This window comes from Burkholderia sp. SR8 (genome assembly GCF_052851275.1).
Genome location: NZ_JAULUC010000021.1, coordinates 1 through 16554 on the forward strand (window position 1 = coordinate 1; position 16554 = coordinate 16554).

22 protein-coding genes are annotated in these 16554 nt (G+C 60.6%); 20 read left to right on the forward strand and 2 right to left on the reverse strand.

Annotated features, from left to right (window positions below; translation table 11 throughout):
- From Q3A80_RS23375 to Q3A80_RS23425, 11 genes are all read left to right on the forward strand, one after another.
- On the forward strand, nucleotides 1-439 hold a 439-nt coding region (locus Q3A80_RS23375; RefSeq protein WP_446331241.1), incomplete at its 5' end, for a hypothetical protein.
- Nucleotides 432-719: a hypothetical protein gene (locus Q3A80_RS23380; RefSeq protein WP_446331242.1), complete on the forward strand. Its 288-nt coding sequence runs from the start codon at nucleotides 432-434 to the stop codon at nucleotides 717-719. The genes Q3A80_RS23375 and Q3A80_RS23380, both read left to right, overlap by 8 nt.
- Complete coding sequence (locus Q3A80_RS23385; protein ID WP_446331243.1) at nucleotides 712-996, forward strand: hypothetical protein; 285 nt, start codon at nucleotides 712-714, stop codon at nucleotides 994-996. The genes Q3A80_RS23380 and Q3A80_RS23385 overlap by 8 nt, the downstream gene beginning before the upstream one ends.
- Nucleotides 997-1091: 95 nt before the next feature.
- Nucleotides 1092-1787 (forward strand): hypothetical protein, encoded by a 696-nt coding sequence (locus Q3A80_RS23390; protein ID WP_446331244.1) that lies wholly within the window; start codon nucleotides 1092-1094, stop codon nucleotides 1785-1787.
- Between the two features lie 125 nt (nucleotides 1788-1912).
- On the forward strand, nucleotides 1913-2179 hold the full coding sequence (locus Q3A80_RS23395; RefSeq protein ID WP_446331245.1) for a helix-turn-helix transcriptional regulator: 267 nt from the start codon (nucleotides 1913-1915) through the stop codon (nucleotides 2177-2179).
- Between the two features lie 472 nt (nucleotides 2180-2651).
- Nucleotides 2652-2975: a hypothetical protein gene (locus tag Q3A80_RS23400; RefSeq protein WP_446331246.1), complete on the forward strand. Its 324-nt coding sequence runs from the start codon at nucleotides 2652-2654 to the stop codon at nucleotides 2973-2975.
- Nucleotides 2972-3802 (forward strand): helix-turn-helix domain-containing protein, encoded by an 831-nt coding sequence (locus Q3A80_RS23405; RefSeq protein WP_446331247.1) that lies wholly within the window; start codon nucleotides 2972-2974, stop codon nucleotides 3800-3802. Before Q3A80_RS23400 ends, Q3A80_RS23405 begins: the two co-directional genes overlap by 4 nt.
- Entirely contained in the window at nucleotides 3799-5586 is a 1788-nt protein-coding gene (locus Q3A80_RS23410) for a toprim domain-containing protein (RefSeq protein WP_446331248.1), read from the forward strand. Before Q3A80_RS23405 ends, Q3A80_RS23410 begins: the two co-directional genes overlap by 4 nt.
- On the forward strand, nucleotides 5583-5936 hold the full coding sequence (locus Q3A80_RS23415) for a MarR family transcriptional regulator (RefSeq protein WP_446331249.1): 354 nt from the start codon (nucleotides 5583-5585) through the stop codon (nucleotides 5934-5936). Before Q3A80_RS23410 ends, Q3A80_RS23415 begins: the two co-directional genes overlap by 4 nt.
- Nucleotides 5933-6286 carry a hypothetical protein gene (locus tag Q3A80_RS23420; RefSeq protein WP_446331250.1) on the forward strand — a complete coding sequence of 118 codons (354 nt, stop codon included), beginning with the start codon at nucleotides 5933-5935 and terminating at the stop codon, nucleotides 6284-6286. Before Q3A80_RS23415 ends, Q3A80_RS23420 begins: the two co-directional genes overlap by 4 nt.
- A 322-nt stretch (nucleotides 6287-6608) precedes the next feature.
- Nucleotides 6609-7013: a hypothetical protein gene (locus Q3A80_RS23425; RefSeq protein WP_446331251.1), complete on the forward strand. Its 405-nt coding sequence runs from the start codon at nucleotides 6609-6611 to the stop codon at nucleotides 7011-7013.
- Nucleotides 7014-7020: 7 nt separating this feature from the next.
- On the opposite strand, the gene Q3A80_RS23430 is transcribed toward Q3A80_RS23425, so the two are convergent.
- Nucleotides 7021-7200 (reverse strand): hypothetical protein, encoded by a 180-nt coding sequence (locus tag Q3A80_RS23430; RefSeq protein WP_060010973.1) that lies wholly within the window; start codon nucleotides 7198-7200, stop codon nucleotides 7021-7023.
- Between the two features lie 67 nt (nucleotides 7201-7267).
- A complete protein-coding gene (locus tag Q3A80_RS23435; RefSeq protein ID WP_446331252.1) occupies nucleotides 7268-7543 on the reverse strand; it encodes a hypothetical protein in 276 nt (91 codons plus the stop codon).
- Nucleotides 7544-8079: 536 nt separating this feature from the next.
- Between Q3A80_RS23435 and Q3A80_RS23440 the strand changes: the two genes are divergently transcribed.
- From Q3A80_RS23440 to Q3A80_RS23480, 9 genes are all read left to right on the forward strand, one after another.
- Nucleotides 8080-10083 (forward strand): hypothetical protein, encoded by a 2004-nt coding sequence (locus Q3A80_RS23440; protein WP_446331253.1) that lies wholly within the window; start codon nucleotides 8080-8082, stop codon nucleotides 10081-10083.
- Between the two features lie 2 nt (nucleotides 10084-10085).
- Nucleotides 10086-10247, forward strand: a complete 162-nt coding sequence (locus Q3A80_RS23445; protein ID WP_155624950.1) for a hypothetical protein — start codon at nucleotides 10086-10088, stop codon at nucleotides 10245-10247.
- Nucleotides 10244-10426: a hypothetical protein gene (locus tag Q3A80_RS23450; protein WP_446331254.1), complete on the forward strand. Its 183-nt coding sequence runs from the start codon at nucleotides 10244-10246 to the stop codon at nucleotides 10424-10426. The genes Q3A80_RS23445 and Q3A80_RS23450 overlap by 4 nt, the downstream gene beginning before the upstream one ends.
- A 7-nt stretch (nucleotides 10427-10433) precedes the next feature.
- Nucleotides 10434-12623 carry a hypothetical protein gene (locus Q3A80_RS23455; protein WP_446331255.1) on the forward strand — a complete coding sequence of 730 codons (2190 nt, stop codon included), beginning with the start codon at nucleotides 10434-10436 and terminating at the stop codon, nucleotides 12621-12623.
- A gap of 3 nt (nucleotides 12624-12626) precedes the next feature.
- A complete protein-coding gene (locus tag Q3A80_RS23460; protein ID WP_446331256.1) occupies nucleotides 12627-13262 on the forward strand; it encodes a hypothetical protein in 636 nt (211 codons plus the stop codon).
- A 3-nt stretch (nucleotides 13263-13265) separates the two neighbouring features.
- On the forward strand, nucleotides 13266-13610 hold the full coding sequence (locus Q3A80_RS23465) for a hypothetical protein (RefSeq protein WP_446331257.1): 345 nt from the start codon (nucleotides 13266-13268) through the stop codon (nucleotides 13608-13610).
- Nucleotides 13603-15015 carry a glycine-rich domain-containing protein gene (locus Q3A80_RS23470; protein ID WP_446331258.1) on the forward strand — a complete coding sequence of 471 codons (1413 nt, stop codon included), beginning with the start codon at nucleotides 13603-13605 and terminating at the stop codon, nucleotides 15013-15015. Before Q3A80_RS23465 ends, Q3A80_RS23470 begins: the two co-directional genes overlap by 8 nt.
- 243 nt (nucleotides 15016-15258) lie before the next feature.
- Nucleotides 15259-15777: a hypothetical protein gene (locus Q3A80_RS23475; protein ID WP_446331259.1), complete on the forward strand. Its 519-nt coding sequence runs from the start codon at nucleotides 15259-15261 to the stop codon at nucleotides 15775-15777.
- A gap of 8 nt (nucleotides 15778-15785) precedes the next feature.
- Complete coding sequence (locus Q3A80_RS23480) at nucleotides 15786-16544, forward strand: hypothetical protein (protein ID WP_446331260.1); 759 nt, start codon at nucleotides 15786-15788, stop codon at nucleotides 16542-16544.
- Nucleotides 16545-16554 lie beyond the last annotated feature (10 nt).

Below are 16554 nucleotides of genomic sequence, written 5' to 3' on the forward strand. Positions count from 1 at the left end.
GCTCAGTGCCCGCCCACCCCGTTTGGCGACGGGATGCGGGTCTTCGGTTCTGACATTGGAGGCCGACATGCCTGGTTCAAACGCGTCCGCAGTTTCTACTCCCCAACCTGACTACACCGATCCGGCTTTCTCCGGAGCGCTGACGAGCGACCATTGGTCTCTCGATGACACTCCCGAGTTGTCGAAAATTCCTAGTAGTCTGATCGCTGATGTCAGCCGTGCGTCGAACGCCATAGAGACGATTGCCAGAATTGTTCACAACAGCCTTTGCGAGCCAGAGATGCACGATGCCGAGCCGCTCGGACACTCGGCGCATCTCGGCTTGCTGGACGCCGCAGAACTCATCGGAAAATACGTCGCCGATATCGCGGACCGAATGAATGGGGATGCACAGATCTACGCGGACCCGCAGGATTCTGCGGAGGTTCGCCATGACTGACATTCGCGTACTGAAAACGCTGCCCGAGACGCTTCCCAACATCAGCGTGATGACCAGCATGCTTTCCGTCACGGGCGGCCTCCCGTTACTCGATGCTCTGGAGTCCGCGTCGAGTCACCTGTCTGTCGCGCTCGACGTGCTCCGTGATGCTGCCTCCAACAGCACCGAATATACGAGCCAGCTGTACGCCGTCCTCACGTCGGCCGGCATAGCCGCCGGACTGGTGAATTCTGCTGTTGCTGCCATCGAGGCGGGAGACAAGGAGGTGCGTCATGACTAAGCGCTATTTGTCTCCGGCGTACCGGGCCGGCGTACAGACTTTCGTGTCCAAGATGCGCGAGTGGCGCGCCGATCCGGAGCACAACTATCCTCATCAGACTGCAGCGAAGATCCGCGAGGTCGCGGCAACTCTGAACGGCGACGAGCGGACCGGATTCGACGAAGCTCTGCATCTGCTCTTTCACATGTGCGCGTTCGAGGGATGCGGGCCGTGTTTCGAAAGCTGGGATCCGATCCTCGAACTGGAGGATCCGGACTACTGGCTCCTTCACCAGTAAGTTGCACCGCAACATGCCGTGCGAGGCCCGTGGGGGATAATGATATGCACTGCGTCTGGCTAGGCTATTTGTATTAATCGATATAGGTACTAGAAATGGCGAACAAGCACACGCTCACAGACTTTGACTTGGCAATGCTTGTCAACATGTCTGAAAATAATTTCAAAAAATTAAGGACGGAATACGAGGAGATTCGTTCCTGGTTTCCTGATGTGTCTGACCATGAAATAGAGCAAATGGTATCAATTGCGGAGGAACCTCCCGAGGACTTTCAAGAATTCAGGAAAATAGGTCGGGATAATGCGGTTCTGATGTTTCTGGCAATGCTTCGCGTATCGATTGTGGTATCGGAGGACGCTATTGAAAATATGAGGCGCGGTCATTCGATTGGAAGGAGTCTATATGATTTATTGTTCTTAGGTAGGAGTTCGGAAAGTCTCAAATATATTTTGAGAATGAAGTCCGGAAAGGATGTCGGTCAAGATGCAGCCAATAAAGCAGTTGAAGAAATTCTTCGGGAACGCGGGAGAAGAGGTGGTGAAGCCAAAGCCGACAGATATGCCCCGCTGAAGCAAGCGGCGGTTCGGCTTGCGAGCGAGGGGCAGTATCGAAGTGCCAACCACGCTGCTAAGCGGATCTGCGCCGCAATCTTGGCAATGCCTGAGGCTGCAAATACGGGGTTGTCGAAAGACCGGGCAGAAAAAACGATCGCACAATGGCTAAGGAAGTCCGACCTAAAGTTCGGAGAGCCTTCTGCGTGCCAGCAATCTGCCGTCGAAAAGGACGCATAGCTGCTATGCGGGGTCGTATTGCTGCAAGGCGGGGACGCCAAGCAGCTATGCGTCCTATGCCGAAACTCGCGTGCTTCTTATGATTAGTTCACCAGCCGTGCCTAACGTGCCAAAGGTGAGCGAAAGTGAAGAAGACAGCAGCGCCAGCCGATTCCGGTAAGCCGACCGAGCCGATCCTCCCGCGGGTCGGCCTCTCCAAATGGGCACAGATCGCGCCCTTTATTCCGATGTGCCGCGAGTCCTGGCGCAAGTTAGGGATCGCCGGCAAGGCTCCGCAGCCGATCCGAATGAGCCGCACGCATTCCTGTTACAGCAACGCCGAAGTGCACCGGTGGCTGGCCGATCCGCTCGGTTATGCCGCGGCGCCTCAGGAAGGGCGGGAGGCGGCGTGAAATCCATCCGAGATGCGCACGAACATCGACGACTAGCTCATCAATCTCGGTGACGTATTCGGCAGCCAAACATCCTGATCGAAACGGCGGTCTCCGTGATCGAGAAGTTCAACGACACGATGTTGAAAAACCGCGTCGGTGAATGGCTGGTGGCCTTATCCAGACACACTTCGCGCATTATCCACGGCCACTGCTGTAACGATTTCTCGCTTGGCATGACGGGGTCTGCGGGCGTTGGAAGGACTACGAGTACCCGGAGTACGCCAGAAATGGCCGGGAAACCGCAGTAGGCTATGTCCGTCGACTGCCAATCGACGGAGAAAGAGGGAGGCCCCGCTTTTGGGGAGAGTTGAGGTAAGCCGAACCCTCCGGCAAACCGAACCGGCTTGGCCGCCGGCAGCTTTCCCCAAAGGCGGGGCTTTTTCATTGCGGGTTAGGAATCCTTATTGGATTTTGGGCAGAGGTGGTAAGCATGAAAGCCATTGAAGATGATGTGATCGTTACGACTCCGCCGTGTCAGGCGTTTTCGGTGCCGCGGCGCCTGCGACGATTCAGCGTGCCGAATCTCGGCGGTTGGTCGATCGAGCAGGCGGACGTCACCGAAGTAACCGGGCAGGCCCGCGCCGACTACGAGCGCGAGCTCCGCATCAGCGCGATTGGAAAGTTGCTCGAATCGCCGGCCGCAACGCCGCTCTGGCGGCGCGTGTGCAAGCACTCGATGTACAGCGAGATTCGTGCGCGTAGCGCCGACCAACGGCTCGTTATGGAACTGGCGATCCAGGAGTCCTTGCGATGAGCTTCCAGGCCATGACGTGGGCTGTCGAGCAGGACTTGCCGGCCCTCCAGAAGCTCGTCCTGCTCATGCTGGCGAACTGCTGCAACGCGCACACGGGGCGTTGCGACCCGTCACACGATACCCTCGCCAAGGAATGCGGCATGAGCCGGGATTCCGTTCGCCGAGCGATCGCGGAGATCGAGAAGAAGGGCTTGATAGAGATTCGCAGACAGACTCAAAACGGCGTCAATCTTCCAAATCAGTACGTCCTGAGGGTGGGGTCATCCGTGGGGGGAGTAAGTGCTGCTAGCACCGAAGGGTATGTGCACAAAGCACCTACGGTGGGTGCTGACAGCACCGGGGGTAGGTGCTCACAGCAGGGAGGGGTGGGTGCTGACAGCACCACAAAACAGGAAGTTAAACCAGGAAGTAAACCTACTCGTTCGTGCGATTCGAAATTCGATGAGGCGTGGCAGCAGTATCCGAAGCGTGAAGGCTCGAATTCGAAGCAGGCAGCTCAGCGGGCATGGAACGCTCGGATCCGTGAAGGCATCGATCCGAACGTGCTGGTCGCGGCGGTGGTTGCCTACGCTACGGCGATGAAGGCTGCAGGGAACATCGGCACCCGGTACGTCAAGCAGGCGTCGACGTTCTTCGGTCGTGATCGGCACTTCGAGGAATTCGCGAAGTCGCAGCCGGCAGGCAGCGATCTCTTCGCTGGCGGCGATGCAGTGCCGTGGTGGAAAGCCGCAGGGTTCACGTACCAGTGGCAGGCAATCAACGCCGGCTGCAGCGAACGGTCTGCCCATCTCTGGGCCAATGGCGTTCGCCAGGAGGCTCGGGCATGAACGCGCGAGAACTGGCCGAACTGATGGCGCAGCACGCGTCAGCCGTCGCTGAGCATCTGCTGCCCAACGGTCGCAAATCGGGCAAGGAATGGAAGTCCGGCAGTACGGCGGGCGAGAAGGGCCAGAGCCTGTCGCTGTGCCTCAGCGGCGCCAAGCGGGGCGTATGGAAGGATTTCGCCAGCGGCGAGGCGGGTGACCTGCTGGATCTTTGGTGTGCGTGCCGATCGCTGTCGGTGGCCGACGCGATGCGCGAGGCGAAGCAGTTCCTCGGCGTGCGGGACGACATGCCGAAGCGGCAGGCACCGACGTACCAGCGTCCGGCCCGGCCGAAAGCCACGCGCCCGACCAGCTTGCTCGACGAATGGTTCGATGGCCGCGGCATCACGCCCGAGACCGTGAAGGCCTTCCAGATCGCCGAGCAGAGCAACGGGCCGAAGACGCACATCGTTTTCCCGTACCTCCGTGGCGGCGAGTTGATCAACGCCAAGTACCGGAACATTGCGGACAAGAAGGACATGCGGCAGGAGGCCGGCGCTGAACCGTGCCTGTTCGGCTGGAACCTGATCGACCCGGCCCAGCGCGTCGTTGCGATCTCCGAAGGCGAAATCGACGCCATGACGTTACATCAGGTCGGAATACCGGCGCTTTCGGTGAACGCCGGCGCCGGCAACCACCAATGGATCGACAGCGACTGGGAGCGCCTCGAGCGTTTCAGCGAGATCCTGCTCTGCTACGACAACGACGAGGCCGGCCGGAAGGGCGCTCAGGAGGTCGCAAACCGCCTCGGTATCGAGCGTTGCCGCGTCGTGTTCTTCGGCGAATCGAAGGATGCGAACGAATACCTGCTGTCCGGCGCTACACCCGCGGACTTTCTCGGCTGCTGCGATCAGGCATCGGGCTTCGATCCGGACGAGCTCAAGTCGATCGAACGCTTCTGGTCGAACGTCAAATCGATGTTCTACCCGGCGCACGAGGACTCGAGTTCCCCGTACCTGTCGTTCTGCGGCCGCAACGAACTCTGGTTCGAGTTCCGACCGGGCGAGGTGACAGTCTGGACGGGCATCAATGGGCACGGCAAGTCACTGCTGCTCGGGCAGGTGCTCATCGGCCTGATGTGTCAGGGTGAGCGCGCATGCGTATTTTCCGGCGAGATGCGGCCGGAGATGCAGGGCAAGCGGATCGCCAAGCAACTGGGCGGCCTTGATCGCCCGGCACCGGAGTATCTCGATCACATGGGCGCGTGGCTGCGCGATCGGATGTGGGTATTCGATCTCGTCGGTGTCGCGGCGATCGAGCGCCTGGTGACGGTGTTCACGTACGGCTATAAGCGCTACGGGATCCGCCACTTCGTGATCGACAGCCTGATGATGACCGACGTACCGGAAGATGGACACGGCGCGATGACGGCGCAGAAAGAGGCGATGCGCCTGCTCGCTAACTTCGCGCGCCAGTACAACGTCCACGTGCACCTCGTCGCTCACCCGCGCAAGGGCCAGGACGAAAAGCGCAGCCCGGGAAAGATGGACGTCGGCGGCAGCGGAAAGATCACGGACGCCGCGGACAACGTGTTTTCGGTCTGGTCGGCTCAGAAGGATGAGGACGACGAGAGTGTCGACGAGCCGGACGCGTTCCTGACGCTGTTGAAGGCGCGGAACGGCGAGACGCAGCGCCGGTCGCTCGCGCTGTTCTTCAACCGGGATTGCATGCAGTTCGGGCCAAGCGAGAGTCGCCGGCCGTACGTGTATCTGCCCTTCAGCCGGGTTGAGCTGGAGGCTGAGGCATGAAGCAGATCGAGCGGAACGGATCGGCGCAGCGGCAGATTTGTTTGCTCCTCGCGAGCAATGGCGCCATGACGATCAACGAGATCGCCGAGGTGCGGGGCATCCATCCGCGGGCGACGGCTCGTCAGCTCGATGCATTGGCCGAAGCGGGATTCGTTTCCGCGTCGGGTAGCCCCAAGCGCTACACGCGTACCCAGAAGCCGATACCGCCCGTCGTGCCGCTTATGCCGAAGTCTGCGCGTATCGCGGAGAGCCGGCAGCGCGACGCAGCGCGTGTTTCGGTGCCATTCCGTATTCCGGCGCCGACGGACCTAGATCGTGTGATGCTGTCTTGGGTTGGAGCAGAAGCATGATTTCGCTGCGCAACCTGTCCAATCCGGATCTCGTCGGCCACCGCATCTGCGAGCTGCTCGAGCAGCAGGGCATGCTTACCCAAGCGAGTCTCGGTTTGCAGATCGGTGTGCCCCGGGGGACGATCTCTAAATACCTCACGGCGCTGACGGACGAAGGTTATACGTACATCGCCAACTCGATCTCCTACGCCAAATCGAGCGGGGCACGAGGTATCAGACGCGGCGTAATCCTGCTCTACGCCCGGACGAAAAAGCCGCTGCCCAGCGCATGCGAAGACCGAGAAGAACTGACTGCAGCGGAACTTCACCAGATCATGTGCGGGATCGTTCAGCGCGGGAAACCGCTTTAACGTGGTTTCGTCTCCTTCACTACGGTGATTTGCCCGGCACGCCCGGGCGTCTTTTTCTGGAATGCGCCTCGAATCCTCCATCTGCCCGCAATGCAAGCGCCTATGGCGACTGGACATCGTCGCCATGCTGCGTGAAGCGAAGGGCAGGAGATGGGTGTGTCGCGTATGCCAGATCGCCAACGAAGCGGATGCCGCAAATAGGCAGCGCGGGATAGAAGAAACGTCCGACGGGGGCCCATTAGCCCAGGCCCGAACAACTGGTGTCGCGCCAGCTCGATAAACGTGGCTGAATGGCGGAGATGCACCGCCAGGACCGACCGGAATGGCTGAACGCACCAAGGCGCAGCAGGTCGACCAAGCCGGATATACCCGCCGCGACCTAGCAACGCTTCAAAAAAAGCGGGTGGGAGGTTGCGCCCGTTGCAGGAGGTCAAATCCTTGTAGTAAGGTGCTCCGGCTCGTGGCAGTGCGAGCATTTTGGAAAAACGGAGACCAAATGACGAACGATGTAGAAAAACAGGGGCAACTAACGGCTTGGGTACAAGACGTCAACGTGACTTTGGACAAGCTCAATGATCTTCTTGCGAAGGCGCCGGCTGGAATTGACGTGAATGTCACCGTCGGAAAATCCCTCCGCACGTTCGACGGCACGCTTTCCGGGATGGACGACAGTGACTACTTTTCGAAAATCATCGTATCCGCGACAAGGACCGAAAAGCTGATCTGACCGAAGTCTAATGCACCGGCGCATACGCAATCGCGTCGACGCCGGTCGCTTCCATCCAATCATCGCGATTCGCGAATCCTGCGAACTCCGCGCAGTAGTCGGCCAACTCTTCGACTGTCGGTGCAGCGGACGAATCGAAGTAGCCAATCGGTGCTTCGTCTTCCGGCGTCAAGATGGCGTAGAGCATGTGATCCTCCTGTCTCTACCCATCTTAACGGCGTTACCCTGTTGAGACTTGATGGGGTGAAACGAGGTTAGAGTCCCGCTCCGAATAAACGACCGAGACGGCGCAGCTCATTCACCCTCGCTTGTTCTCGCTCACGATTACGCGTCGGTTTCGGTGCAATACGCACCTGGCCCATGTCGATCGTATCGACTTCCGCGGCCTTCTTGAAAGCGAGATTGAACTCCGCAGTGAAGGCCGCCTGAAGTTCGGAAAGCACGTTTCGATCTCCCTTCGTAATCGTCATGATCGCCAGTTCCAATGCGTCAAGGCGAGCTCGCAGTTCCTCGTAGTTTTGGTCCGTCATCTTGTTATCTCCGTAGTTTCGGCGACACCCCGTGGCCGCCAGCCAAGACGGTAGCAGGTTTCGAATGTCCGCAGGCTGAGCGGGCTCAATCCCTCGCGTGCGCGCACGTACGCGCGAGGAAAGGCTCAGGGGAGGAGGAAAGGGGTGGGAAACGGAGGAAGAGGGTGTGCTGGGTGCCTCAAAAATACCCGTTTCCCGCTTCGCCTCCATCCATTCAGTTTCCTTTCTGTCACATTCGAAACCTTTCATGTTGCAGTGCGTTCGTCGAGAACCGCATCTTGGCCCGCCGCAGAAATTTCATAAGTCATTGATTATATTGAGTTGGTGCACTGCACATCAATTTGACATAATGGACGCTATCAGTCGAAACAGGGCATTATCACGGCCCAATGAGAGCGATTCTCATCCGTTCCTTACGAAATCCTAACTCTGGGGCCACCCTGGGCCCCACGGACGGGGGTGACGAAATTTCGCGAACCCTCTCTCCGATCCGCACGCGGGAAAAACATTGATGATCCTCCGCGAGGAGGAAAGTCATGGCCCTGACCAATGCGGCGTTGCTAAAAGCGATCTCGGATGATCGTGCGCTCGGTTCCGCGATGCTGTTCCCGCATCGACATCCTCAGGCGTCTCCGGCGTTCCACGTCGAGGTCATGGACCTCTGGCGGTGTGCGGACGAGTGGGTGCTGATCGAGGCGTTCCGGGAGGGAGCGAAGTCGACGCTGTCGGAGGAGCACCTGCTGATCGAGGCGTGTTTCGGCAACTTCGGGTACTGCCTGATCATCGGCGAGACGTACACGAAGGCCTGCCAGCGTCTCGAGGCGATCAAGTTCGAGGCGACCCGCAACACGAAGCTGCAGGGTCTCTTTGGCCGCCTCAAGGAGTCGGGGCGCGTCTGGAACGAGCACCAGATGGAGCTTTCGAACGGCGTTCTGCTCGAGGCTCACGGCTGGGAAGAGGAGTTTCGCGGCTTCAAGTGGCGCGACATCCGCCCCGATCGAGCGTACCTCGACGATATCGAGAACAAGGAGCGGGTCAAGGACAAGACGGCGGTCGACGCGTCGATGCGTAAGCTATATCTCGAGCTGATCCCGGCGATGGACAAGGTCAAGGGCAAGATCCGGGTCACTGGTACGCCGCTGGCCGAGGACTGCATGATCACCCGGCTGCGCGAAAACCAGGACTGGACGAGCCGTCGTTACCCGATCTGCAAGGGAGACATCGACGATCCGGAAACGGAGGCGATGTGGCCGGAACGCTATCCGATGGACTGGGTCCGCCGGAAGCGCGACGAGATGGAGCGGGCCGGGCAACTCCGGGGCTTCATGCAGGAGTACATGCTCATGGCGATCGGCTCGCAGGACAAGCCGTTCGAGAGTGAGCATATCCGGGAATGTGCAGTCGATCCGGCGCCGTGGCTGCCGAAGGTGGTGATTACCGATCCAGCCAGAACCACCGACGTGAAAAAGAGCGACCGTACCGGTCGCGTGGTGGTCAGCCGCCTTGGCACGAAGATCTACGTACACGCGTCTTCCGGGGAATTCTGGAAGCCGGATGAAGTGATAGACGACGCATTTAAGACATCGGCTCGTTATGGCGATGCCACGGTAGCGATCGAGAAGAACTCCCTGGACGAGTGGTTGCTGCAGCCAATGCGAGCCGAGATGCTTCGCCGCGGCGTGACCTTGGCGCTTCGTCCGCTCACTGCACCACAGGATCGGGACAAGATGCAGTTCATCATGGGCATGCAGCCGTTCTTCGAGGCTGGTGACATCGTGCTGGTCGGCGGGCAAGGCCAGCACCCGAAGCTTGTCGCCGAGATACTGAACTTCCCCAGCGGTAAGCGCGACATCCTCAACGCGCTCGCGTACTTCCAGCGCGTGTTCTCGGGTTCTCCGGTGTACGAGGATTTCGGGCAGTGGAACATCGTGTCCGATTACCAGCCGAGTCAGCAGCATCCCCTTGCCTTGACGTTCAATTCGAACGGCACGGAGACAACCGCGGCCCTGGTTTGCATCGAGGGGCAGCGAATCGTCGTCGTGGCTGACTGGATCTCGCCAGTACCTCCCAAGGAAGCTGTATCCGATATCACGCAGCTCGTGCGCGCCGCTTTTCCACGCGCACGCGTGACGACATGGCTGCCGGCCGATGTGCTCGACCAGGCCGACCGCATGCCGATCGTGGCCGCCCTTCGTGCCGCGAACATGTACCCGATGCGCGGCGCCTACGTGAACGTCGCGCGCGGCGCGCTGTCGCCGCTGATCCGCACCGAGGCCAAGGCACGCCGCCTGTTCCAGGTCGACCACGAAGGGGCGAAGCACACGCTCAACGCGATGGCCGGCGGTTACAACTACCCAGTCGACCGTGCGGGAAACCGGAATACGCTCCCCGAGACTGGTCCGCACCGTACCCTCATCGAGGGTCTCGAAGCGGCCGTGTACGTGATTTGCTCGCAGCAAGCGGACGTCCTGCCGGAAGGCGTGAACATGGGCGTGAATCCGCAGGGTGTGAGCTATCTGACCACTTTGCCGCGGAGATGACCATGGCTGTCGATCGCAAAATCACCCCCAAGGCGCCGTCGCAGCGCCCATCGGATTTCTACAAGGGCAAGCAGCAGGGCGGCGCGTACGGGAAGGCCGAAAAGGTCGGCGAGCGCATGTCGGGCGGACCGATGCGCGAAAAGATGTCGAAGCCGGGTCTGTGATCGTGAAGAAGCGCCGCGAATTCCAGGGTACGCGCTCAGAGTCGCGACCGGTCGGTGACTTCTTCGCCGAGAAGACTGCGAAGAAACCGAATCGAGACGATCGGCCGAAGCGCACGCCGAGCGACCGAGGCACTGGCACGTCGCTCGAGCGCAAGCTCCGCGGCAAGGTGATCGGCTGATCCTTCCATGGCCCGATCGAAGAAGCCAAAGAAGCAGGACGATAAGCCCGCGGTCGAAACACTGGACGCGCGGGCGCTTGACGCTGAGAAAATGGGCGAAGAAGTCGAGAACTGGGCTGACCAGCCCGATTCCGATGCTTACACCGAAGCGGCGAAGTTGTACCCGAAGATCGCGAAGTGCTACGAGAACAAGCAGGAGCAGATGGACCGCTGCGCCGAGTACTGGTCCATCTACAACGCCCAGCCGGACGAGAACCAGCAGTACTCCGGCAACTCCCAATGCTACATCCCCGCCGTGCGAAACGCGGTCAACGCGCGCGTGAAGCGCACGATCGCGCAACTCTTTCCCGTGAACCACAAGCACGTCGGCGCGACCGGCCCGGACGGCAACATCCCGTTCGCGCAGATCAGCCTGCTCGAGCATTACATTCGCTCGGCCGCTATCAAGGACGTCGTGCGTGCGGACCTGATCGCCGGCGACGTGACCGGGCAGTGGAACCTTTACGTCGACTGGACGCGCACGCAGCGTCGGGTCACCGAGCTGATCAAGAAGCCGCCGATCCTCGAGGATCACGAGCTCGGCGCGGAGGTCGAAGACGTCACCGCCGACGAGGACGACTGGGACTGGGAAAAGGAAGAGAAGGAAGTCACGACCGAAGGTCCGGACATCGTGCAATTCGCGACCGAGGACCTAGCTGTTTATCCGCCGACCTGCAATGACATCGAGAAGGCCACCGCGACCGCGATCCGGCTGCGCCTGACGATCGACGCGGTCGAGCGGTTTGTCGACGAGGGCATCTTCGTCGGCGTATCGGCTAAGGAGCTGATCGACAACCTCGCGAAGCCGGATGGCGGACGCGAGAAGTACGTGCCGCCGAAAAAGCGCACCGGCGACGCCGGCATCCGCACGGAAGGCACGTTCAAGTATGCGTTGGTCTACGAGGTCCATACGAACCTGGATCTCGGCAACGGCAAAGAGCCGTGCTTCGTGTACTTCGCTGGTCAGGACGTGATCCTTGGGATCATCCGGAACCCGTTCTGGTCCGGCAAGCGACCGATCATTTCGGCACCGATCGAGCGAATCACTGGATCTTTCTTTGGCATCTCGAAGATCGAGCCGGTCAAGTTCCTGCAATGGAACCTGAACGATTTCTGGAACATGGGACAGGATTCGGCACAGTACAGCCTGCTGCCGATCACCATGGTCGACCCGCTGTCGAACCCGAACTACCAGTCGATGGTGGTAGGACTCGCCGCGGTGTGGCTGACCGATCCGAGCAAGACGAAGTTTGCGAACTTCCCGGCTATCTATAAGGACGCGATTCCGCTCTGCGAGAACCTGAAGCAGCAGATCAACGAATCGATGGATGTCAATGATGCCATGCTGGGGAAGATGCCGTCCGGCCGTAAGAACCAGGCGCAGATGGCCGCCATGGCGCAGCAGCAGGAATCGAACATCATCGACAATGCGAAGCGGTACGAGGAAGTGATCCTCAATCCGCTAGTCGAATGGATGTTCGAACTCGACCGGCAGTTCCGCACCGAAGAACTGACCGTCGAAGTGCTCGGCGAGCTTGGCGCACGCGCGAACCTGCAGGTAATCCCGCCGCAGGCGTTCGGTGAGCGCTACTTCTTCCGCTGGTGCGGCACGTCGTATCAGCAGAATCTGCAGCGCATGCAACAGATGATCGCGTGGATGAATGTCCTGCGAGGTATCCCGCCGCAGCAGCTTGACGGTCGACGTCTGAACATCGGACCGATCCTTGAATACGGCACCGAGCAGATCTTCGGGCCCGAGGTCGCGCCGCGCATTCTGATCGACGAGAGGAACCTGTTCCACCTCGATCCGCAGGACGAGAACCTGATGATGCACAACGGTCTACCGGCTGAGATTCATCAGGCCGATGACGACCGCGCGCATATCGCTGCACACCTGCAAGCCGCGCAGCTCACGGGCGATCCGCATGGTCTGTTCCGCGCGCACATCCAGCAGCACCAGCAAGCCATGCAGGCGAAGCTCCAGGCTCAACAGGCACCGAAACCGCAGCCTGGGCAACCGGGTGTGCCGGGCGGCGCAGGTCCTGGCGTTGCAGGTACGCCACGCCCCGGTGCACAACCGGGGCAGCCTCGGCCGCAAGGGCCGGCAGGCATGATCCATCCAGACCAAATTCAATCGCCGATGGCGGGGCCGAGGTAAAGCATGTCGGATCAATTCCAGCTCGCGCAGTCGATCCTGCAAATCTTGGGTGGGATGGCGGATCCCGCATCGCTGAAGCAGGCGATCATCAGTCTGTCTAACCAGACGCAATCGGCGTTGAACACGTTATCGACGCAGCCCCAGACGCCGGGCGGCGCGGCCGGTGGAGACCTGGCCGGAACGTACCCGAATCCGACCGTCGCGAAGATCACCAATGCGCTCACGCAGTACGCAGGCATCCCTTTGGTAGCGAACGGTGTCGCTATCGAAACTGCGCTGACGGGTGCGGTGAATCAGAACGCGAACATCGCATCAGCAACGCTTTACTCGGTTCCGGCAAACGGTGCGGGATTGTACCGGGCGTCGTGCTATGCGGTAGAGACGACGCCTGACGGCGCGTCATCCACACTGCCGAATATCGGCATCGGCTGGACGGACAGCGATTCGGGCATCGCGCTCCTGGCAGGTACCGTCACGCCGACGAATACTGCGAATGCAGCCGGCGCTTTCGGGCAAGGGATTCAAATCCTCTATGCGAAGGCCAACACGAATATTACGTATCAGACGAGCAACTATGCATCCGGTACGGCAGGCGCAATGAAGTACGCGGTGCGCATCCGTCTTGAGTATCTGGGGTGACGAATGAAACGCTTCGTGGCCCGCTGCACGCCGTGGGGAACTATCCAAACCGGCATGTTCTTCCGCTCCCTATCAGCGATCGAGAAGGATGCAGTAATCGCGCACGAGCGCGCGCACCTGATCCGACGCGATCCGTGGCGCCGCCTCTGGTGGCTTATCACGCTGCAGCTTCTGATCCGTCCGGAATGGGTATTCGCGCGGGTTCGAGAACAGGAACTGGCGGCCGATCGGTACGTGAAAGAGCAGGGTTTGGCTGCCGGTCTCCGTATGTTCCTGAGACGGCATCCACACCCGGGCAGCGCGTTGCATCCGAGCTCACAGGAAAGGCTGGAGGCGCTCCATGTCTGACGCATTTCGAATTACTCCCTATCAGGTCAGGGCGGAAGGCAAGGACGTCCCACCTAATGAGATCCAGACTGCGATCAATTCGCTCGCGAACCAGACGACTGCCGCACTGAACAACGTGGCGTCCGATCCGACGGGGCCCGCAGGTGGAGATCTGAGCGGAAGCTATCCGAACCCGACCGTATCCGGGGTGAATGGCTCGCCGGCCGGCACGATGGCAAACCAGAACGCCAATGCCGTGAATATCACGGGCGGTACGATTTCAGGCGTGACCGTGACGACATCGTCGCCTATCTCGGCAACGAGTGGTGGTACTGGCAGAAACGCACTGAATGCGAATTCGGTGCTCATCGGAGAAGGATCGAGCCCGGTCAATTTCGCCGCACCCAGCGCGACCACTGGCATTCCGCTTGTGTCAAATGGTTCAGCCGTGGATCCGTCTTTCGGCACGGCTTCAGTCGCGGGTGGAGGGACGGGCAGAACCACGTTGACCGCTCACGGCGTGTTGCTTGGAGAAGGCACGGCCGCGATCAACCAGACCACTGCCGGCACGGCAGGACAACCGTTGCTTTCGGGCGGTGCGTCCGCTGATCCGAACTGGGGGACTCTGGCACCGGCAGCGGGGGGGACCGGCCTGACGACCATCACTGCGCATGGTGTGATGGTCGGCGAAGGAGCTGCAAACGTCGCGACGGTTGGGCCGAGCGCTACGACCGGCCAAGCACTGATCAGTCAGGGGTCTTCGGCTGATCCGGTCTTCGGTTATCCGACGGGCGCACTCATCAACGTGCAAGTCTTCACGTCCAGCGGGACGTACACGCCGACTACCGGAACCAACAGCATCGTGGTCGAAGCGATCGGTGGTGGAGGTGGGGGAGCCGGTGCGGTCGCTACGGCTGCATCCCAAAACTCCGTTGGTGGTTCGGGTGGTGCCGGAGGTTACGCCAAGAGTCGTCTTACCTCCGGATTCAGCGGTGCGGCCATCACTATCGGAGCGGCGGGTACTGGCGGTACTGGAGCTGCTGGATCAGCTGGGGGTAATACGACTTTCGGCGCGTTCCTCACTGCCAATGGCGGCGGCGGCGGTGGCGCGTCATCCATCAGTGCAGGTGGTTTCGTCGCCGGAGCTGGTGGAGTCGGAGGTACAGCTTCTGGCGGCAACATCATCAGCGCAAATGGGCAAACCGGATTCACGTTTTATGTGAGTGTGACCAACGCATTGACCATCGCAGGGCCTGGCCCGGGTTCGATCTATGGCGGAGGTGCACCTACCCCGACTGCCAATGCGGGTATCGCTGCAAGCGGGCGCGGTGCAGGTGGTGGAGGAAGCTACAACGGCGCTTCCAGCGCAGCGCAAACAGGCGGTTCAGGTACGGCAGGGATCGTCGTTGTTTTCGAGTACGCATGATGGCTACCTACGCGGTAATCCAAAACGGAGTCGTCTCCAATGTGGTGGAGTGGGATGGCGTTTCGACATGGACGCAACCCACCGGCGATTCCGTAGTTCCGATTCCCAATGGAACGTACGCTGGTGTTGGTTCGGCTTATGCCAATGGCGTATTTGGCATACCACCCCAACCGCAGTGGCCTTGATCTTTGAGAAGCAGGGAAACCGGAATAAAAAGTGCGGAACCCTGATCAGGAGATCATCGTGCGCAAAACCATTCTGGCCCGTCTCGTCGGCCTCGTATTCCCGGCGATTGGCGCCGGCAACCCGCCGAGTATCCCGGATAACGGCGCAATGCCCGATCAGATCGGCCTTTACAACGCGGTTCTCGGCATGAACCCGTTCCAGGAAACCAGTTACAACTCCGCGACGAACACGTCTGGCTTCACACTCGCGGCTGCGCAGATCGCTGGCGCCGCGCAGAACTTCCTGAACCTCACCGGCACCCTCGCAGCAGGAGCGAACGCACAACTGCCGACTGCGGCTGCTCTGATTGCCGCGCTTCCGCAAGTTGTTCAGGGCGCTGCGGTAGGCCTCAGCTTTCAGCTTCGCATCATCAACAGTTCGAGTGGCGCGTTCGCCTGGACGGTGACGACGAACACGGGCTGGACCCTTGGCGGCACCATGACGATCGCGCAGAACACATGGCGTGATTTCATCGTCACGATCACTAGCTCGACGACCGCAACGCTTCAGGCGGTCGGTACGGGCACTCAATCGTAAGGGCGGCCATGAGCAAGCTCCTGCAGCGACTTCTCGGATTTCTGTTTCCCGGCGTCGACGGCGCTGACCCTTCGGATCCTGGCGGCGATGCTGGGGACGGTGACGCTGGCGGCGATGTCGCTGGCGGCGGTGATTCTGGTGGTGGCGATCCTTCTGCTGATATCCCGGAAGACGATCTCGAGTTCGACTTTGTCGAGCCGACACCCGCTCGACGCACGACGTCTGAGGCCGACCGCCTCGCCGCGCTGGAAGCTGAAGTAGAGCGCCGCGGGCGCTTGGTCGACGCGTCGCGTGCTCCTGCACCGGCTCCTATCGCGGATCGCGATTTCGAAGCCGAGGAAGCGCGTCTCCGCGATCCCAACCTGGATCCGATGGAGCGCTGGCAGATCCAGTCGAACCGCACGTTGCGCCAGAGCCAACAGGCTGCGCAAGCGGCGCTGTTTCAGGCCCAGGATCTCCGAGACCAGACGTTGTTCGAATCGAAGATCGCCAGCGATCCGCACCGCGCGCGCTATCGCGATCGAGTCGAACAGGCCGTGCAGGAAGAACGCAGAGCAGGTCGCAACGCCTCGCGCGAGGCCGTCTACTACTACATGCTTGGCAAGGACATCGCGGACGGCAAGCTGAAGCCGAAGGCCAAGGCCAAGTCGCCCGCGGCTGACGTTCCGCGCGGCAAGACGCCGGGAGTGCGCTCGACGGTGCCGCCGGCGCGCGGGCAAACCGAACACCAGAAGCGCGCCGCGCGTCTGGCCGACGTGAACATCTGACCAGCACGAG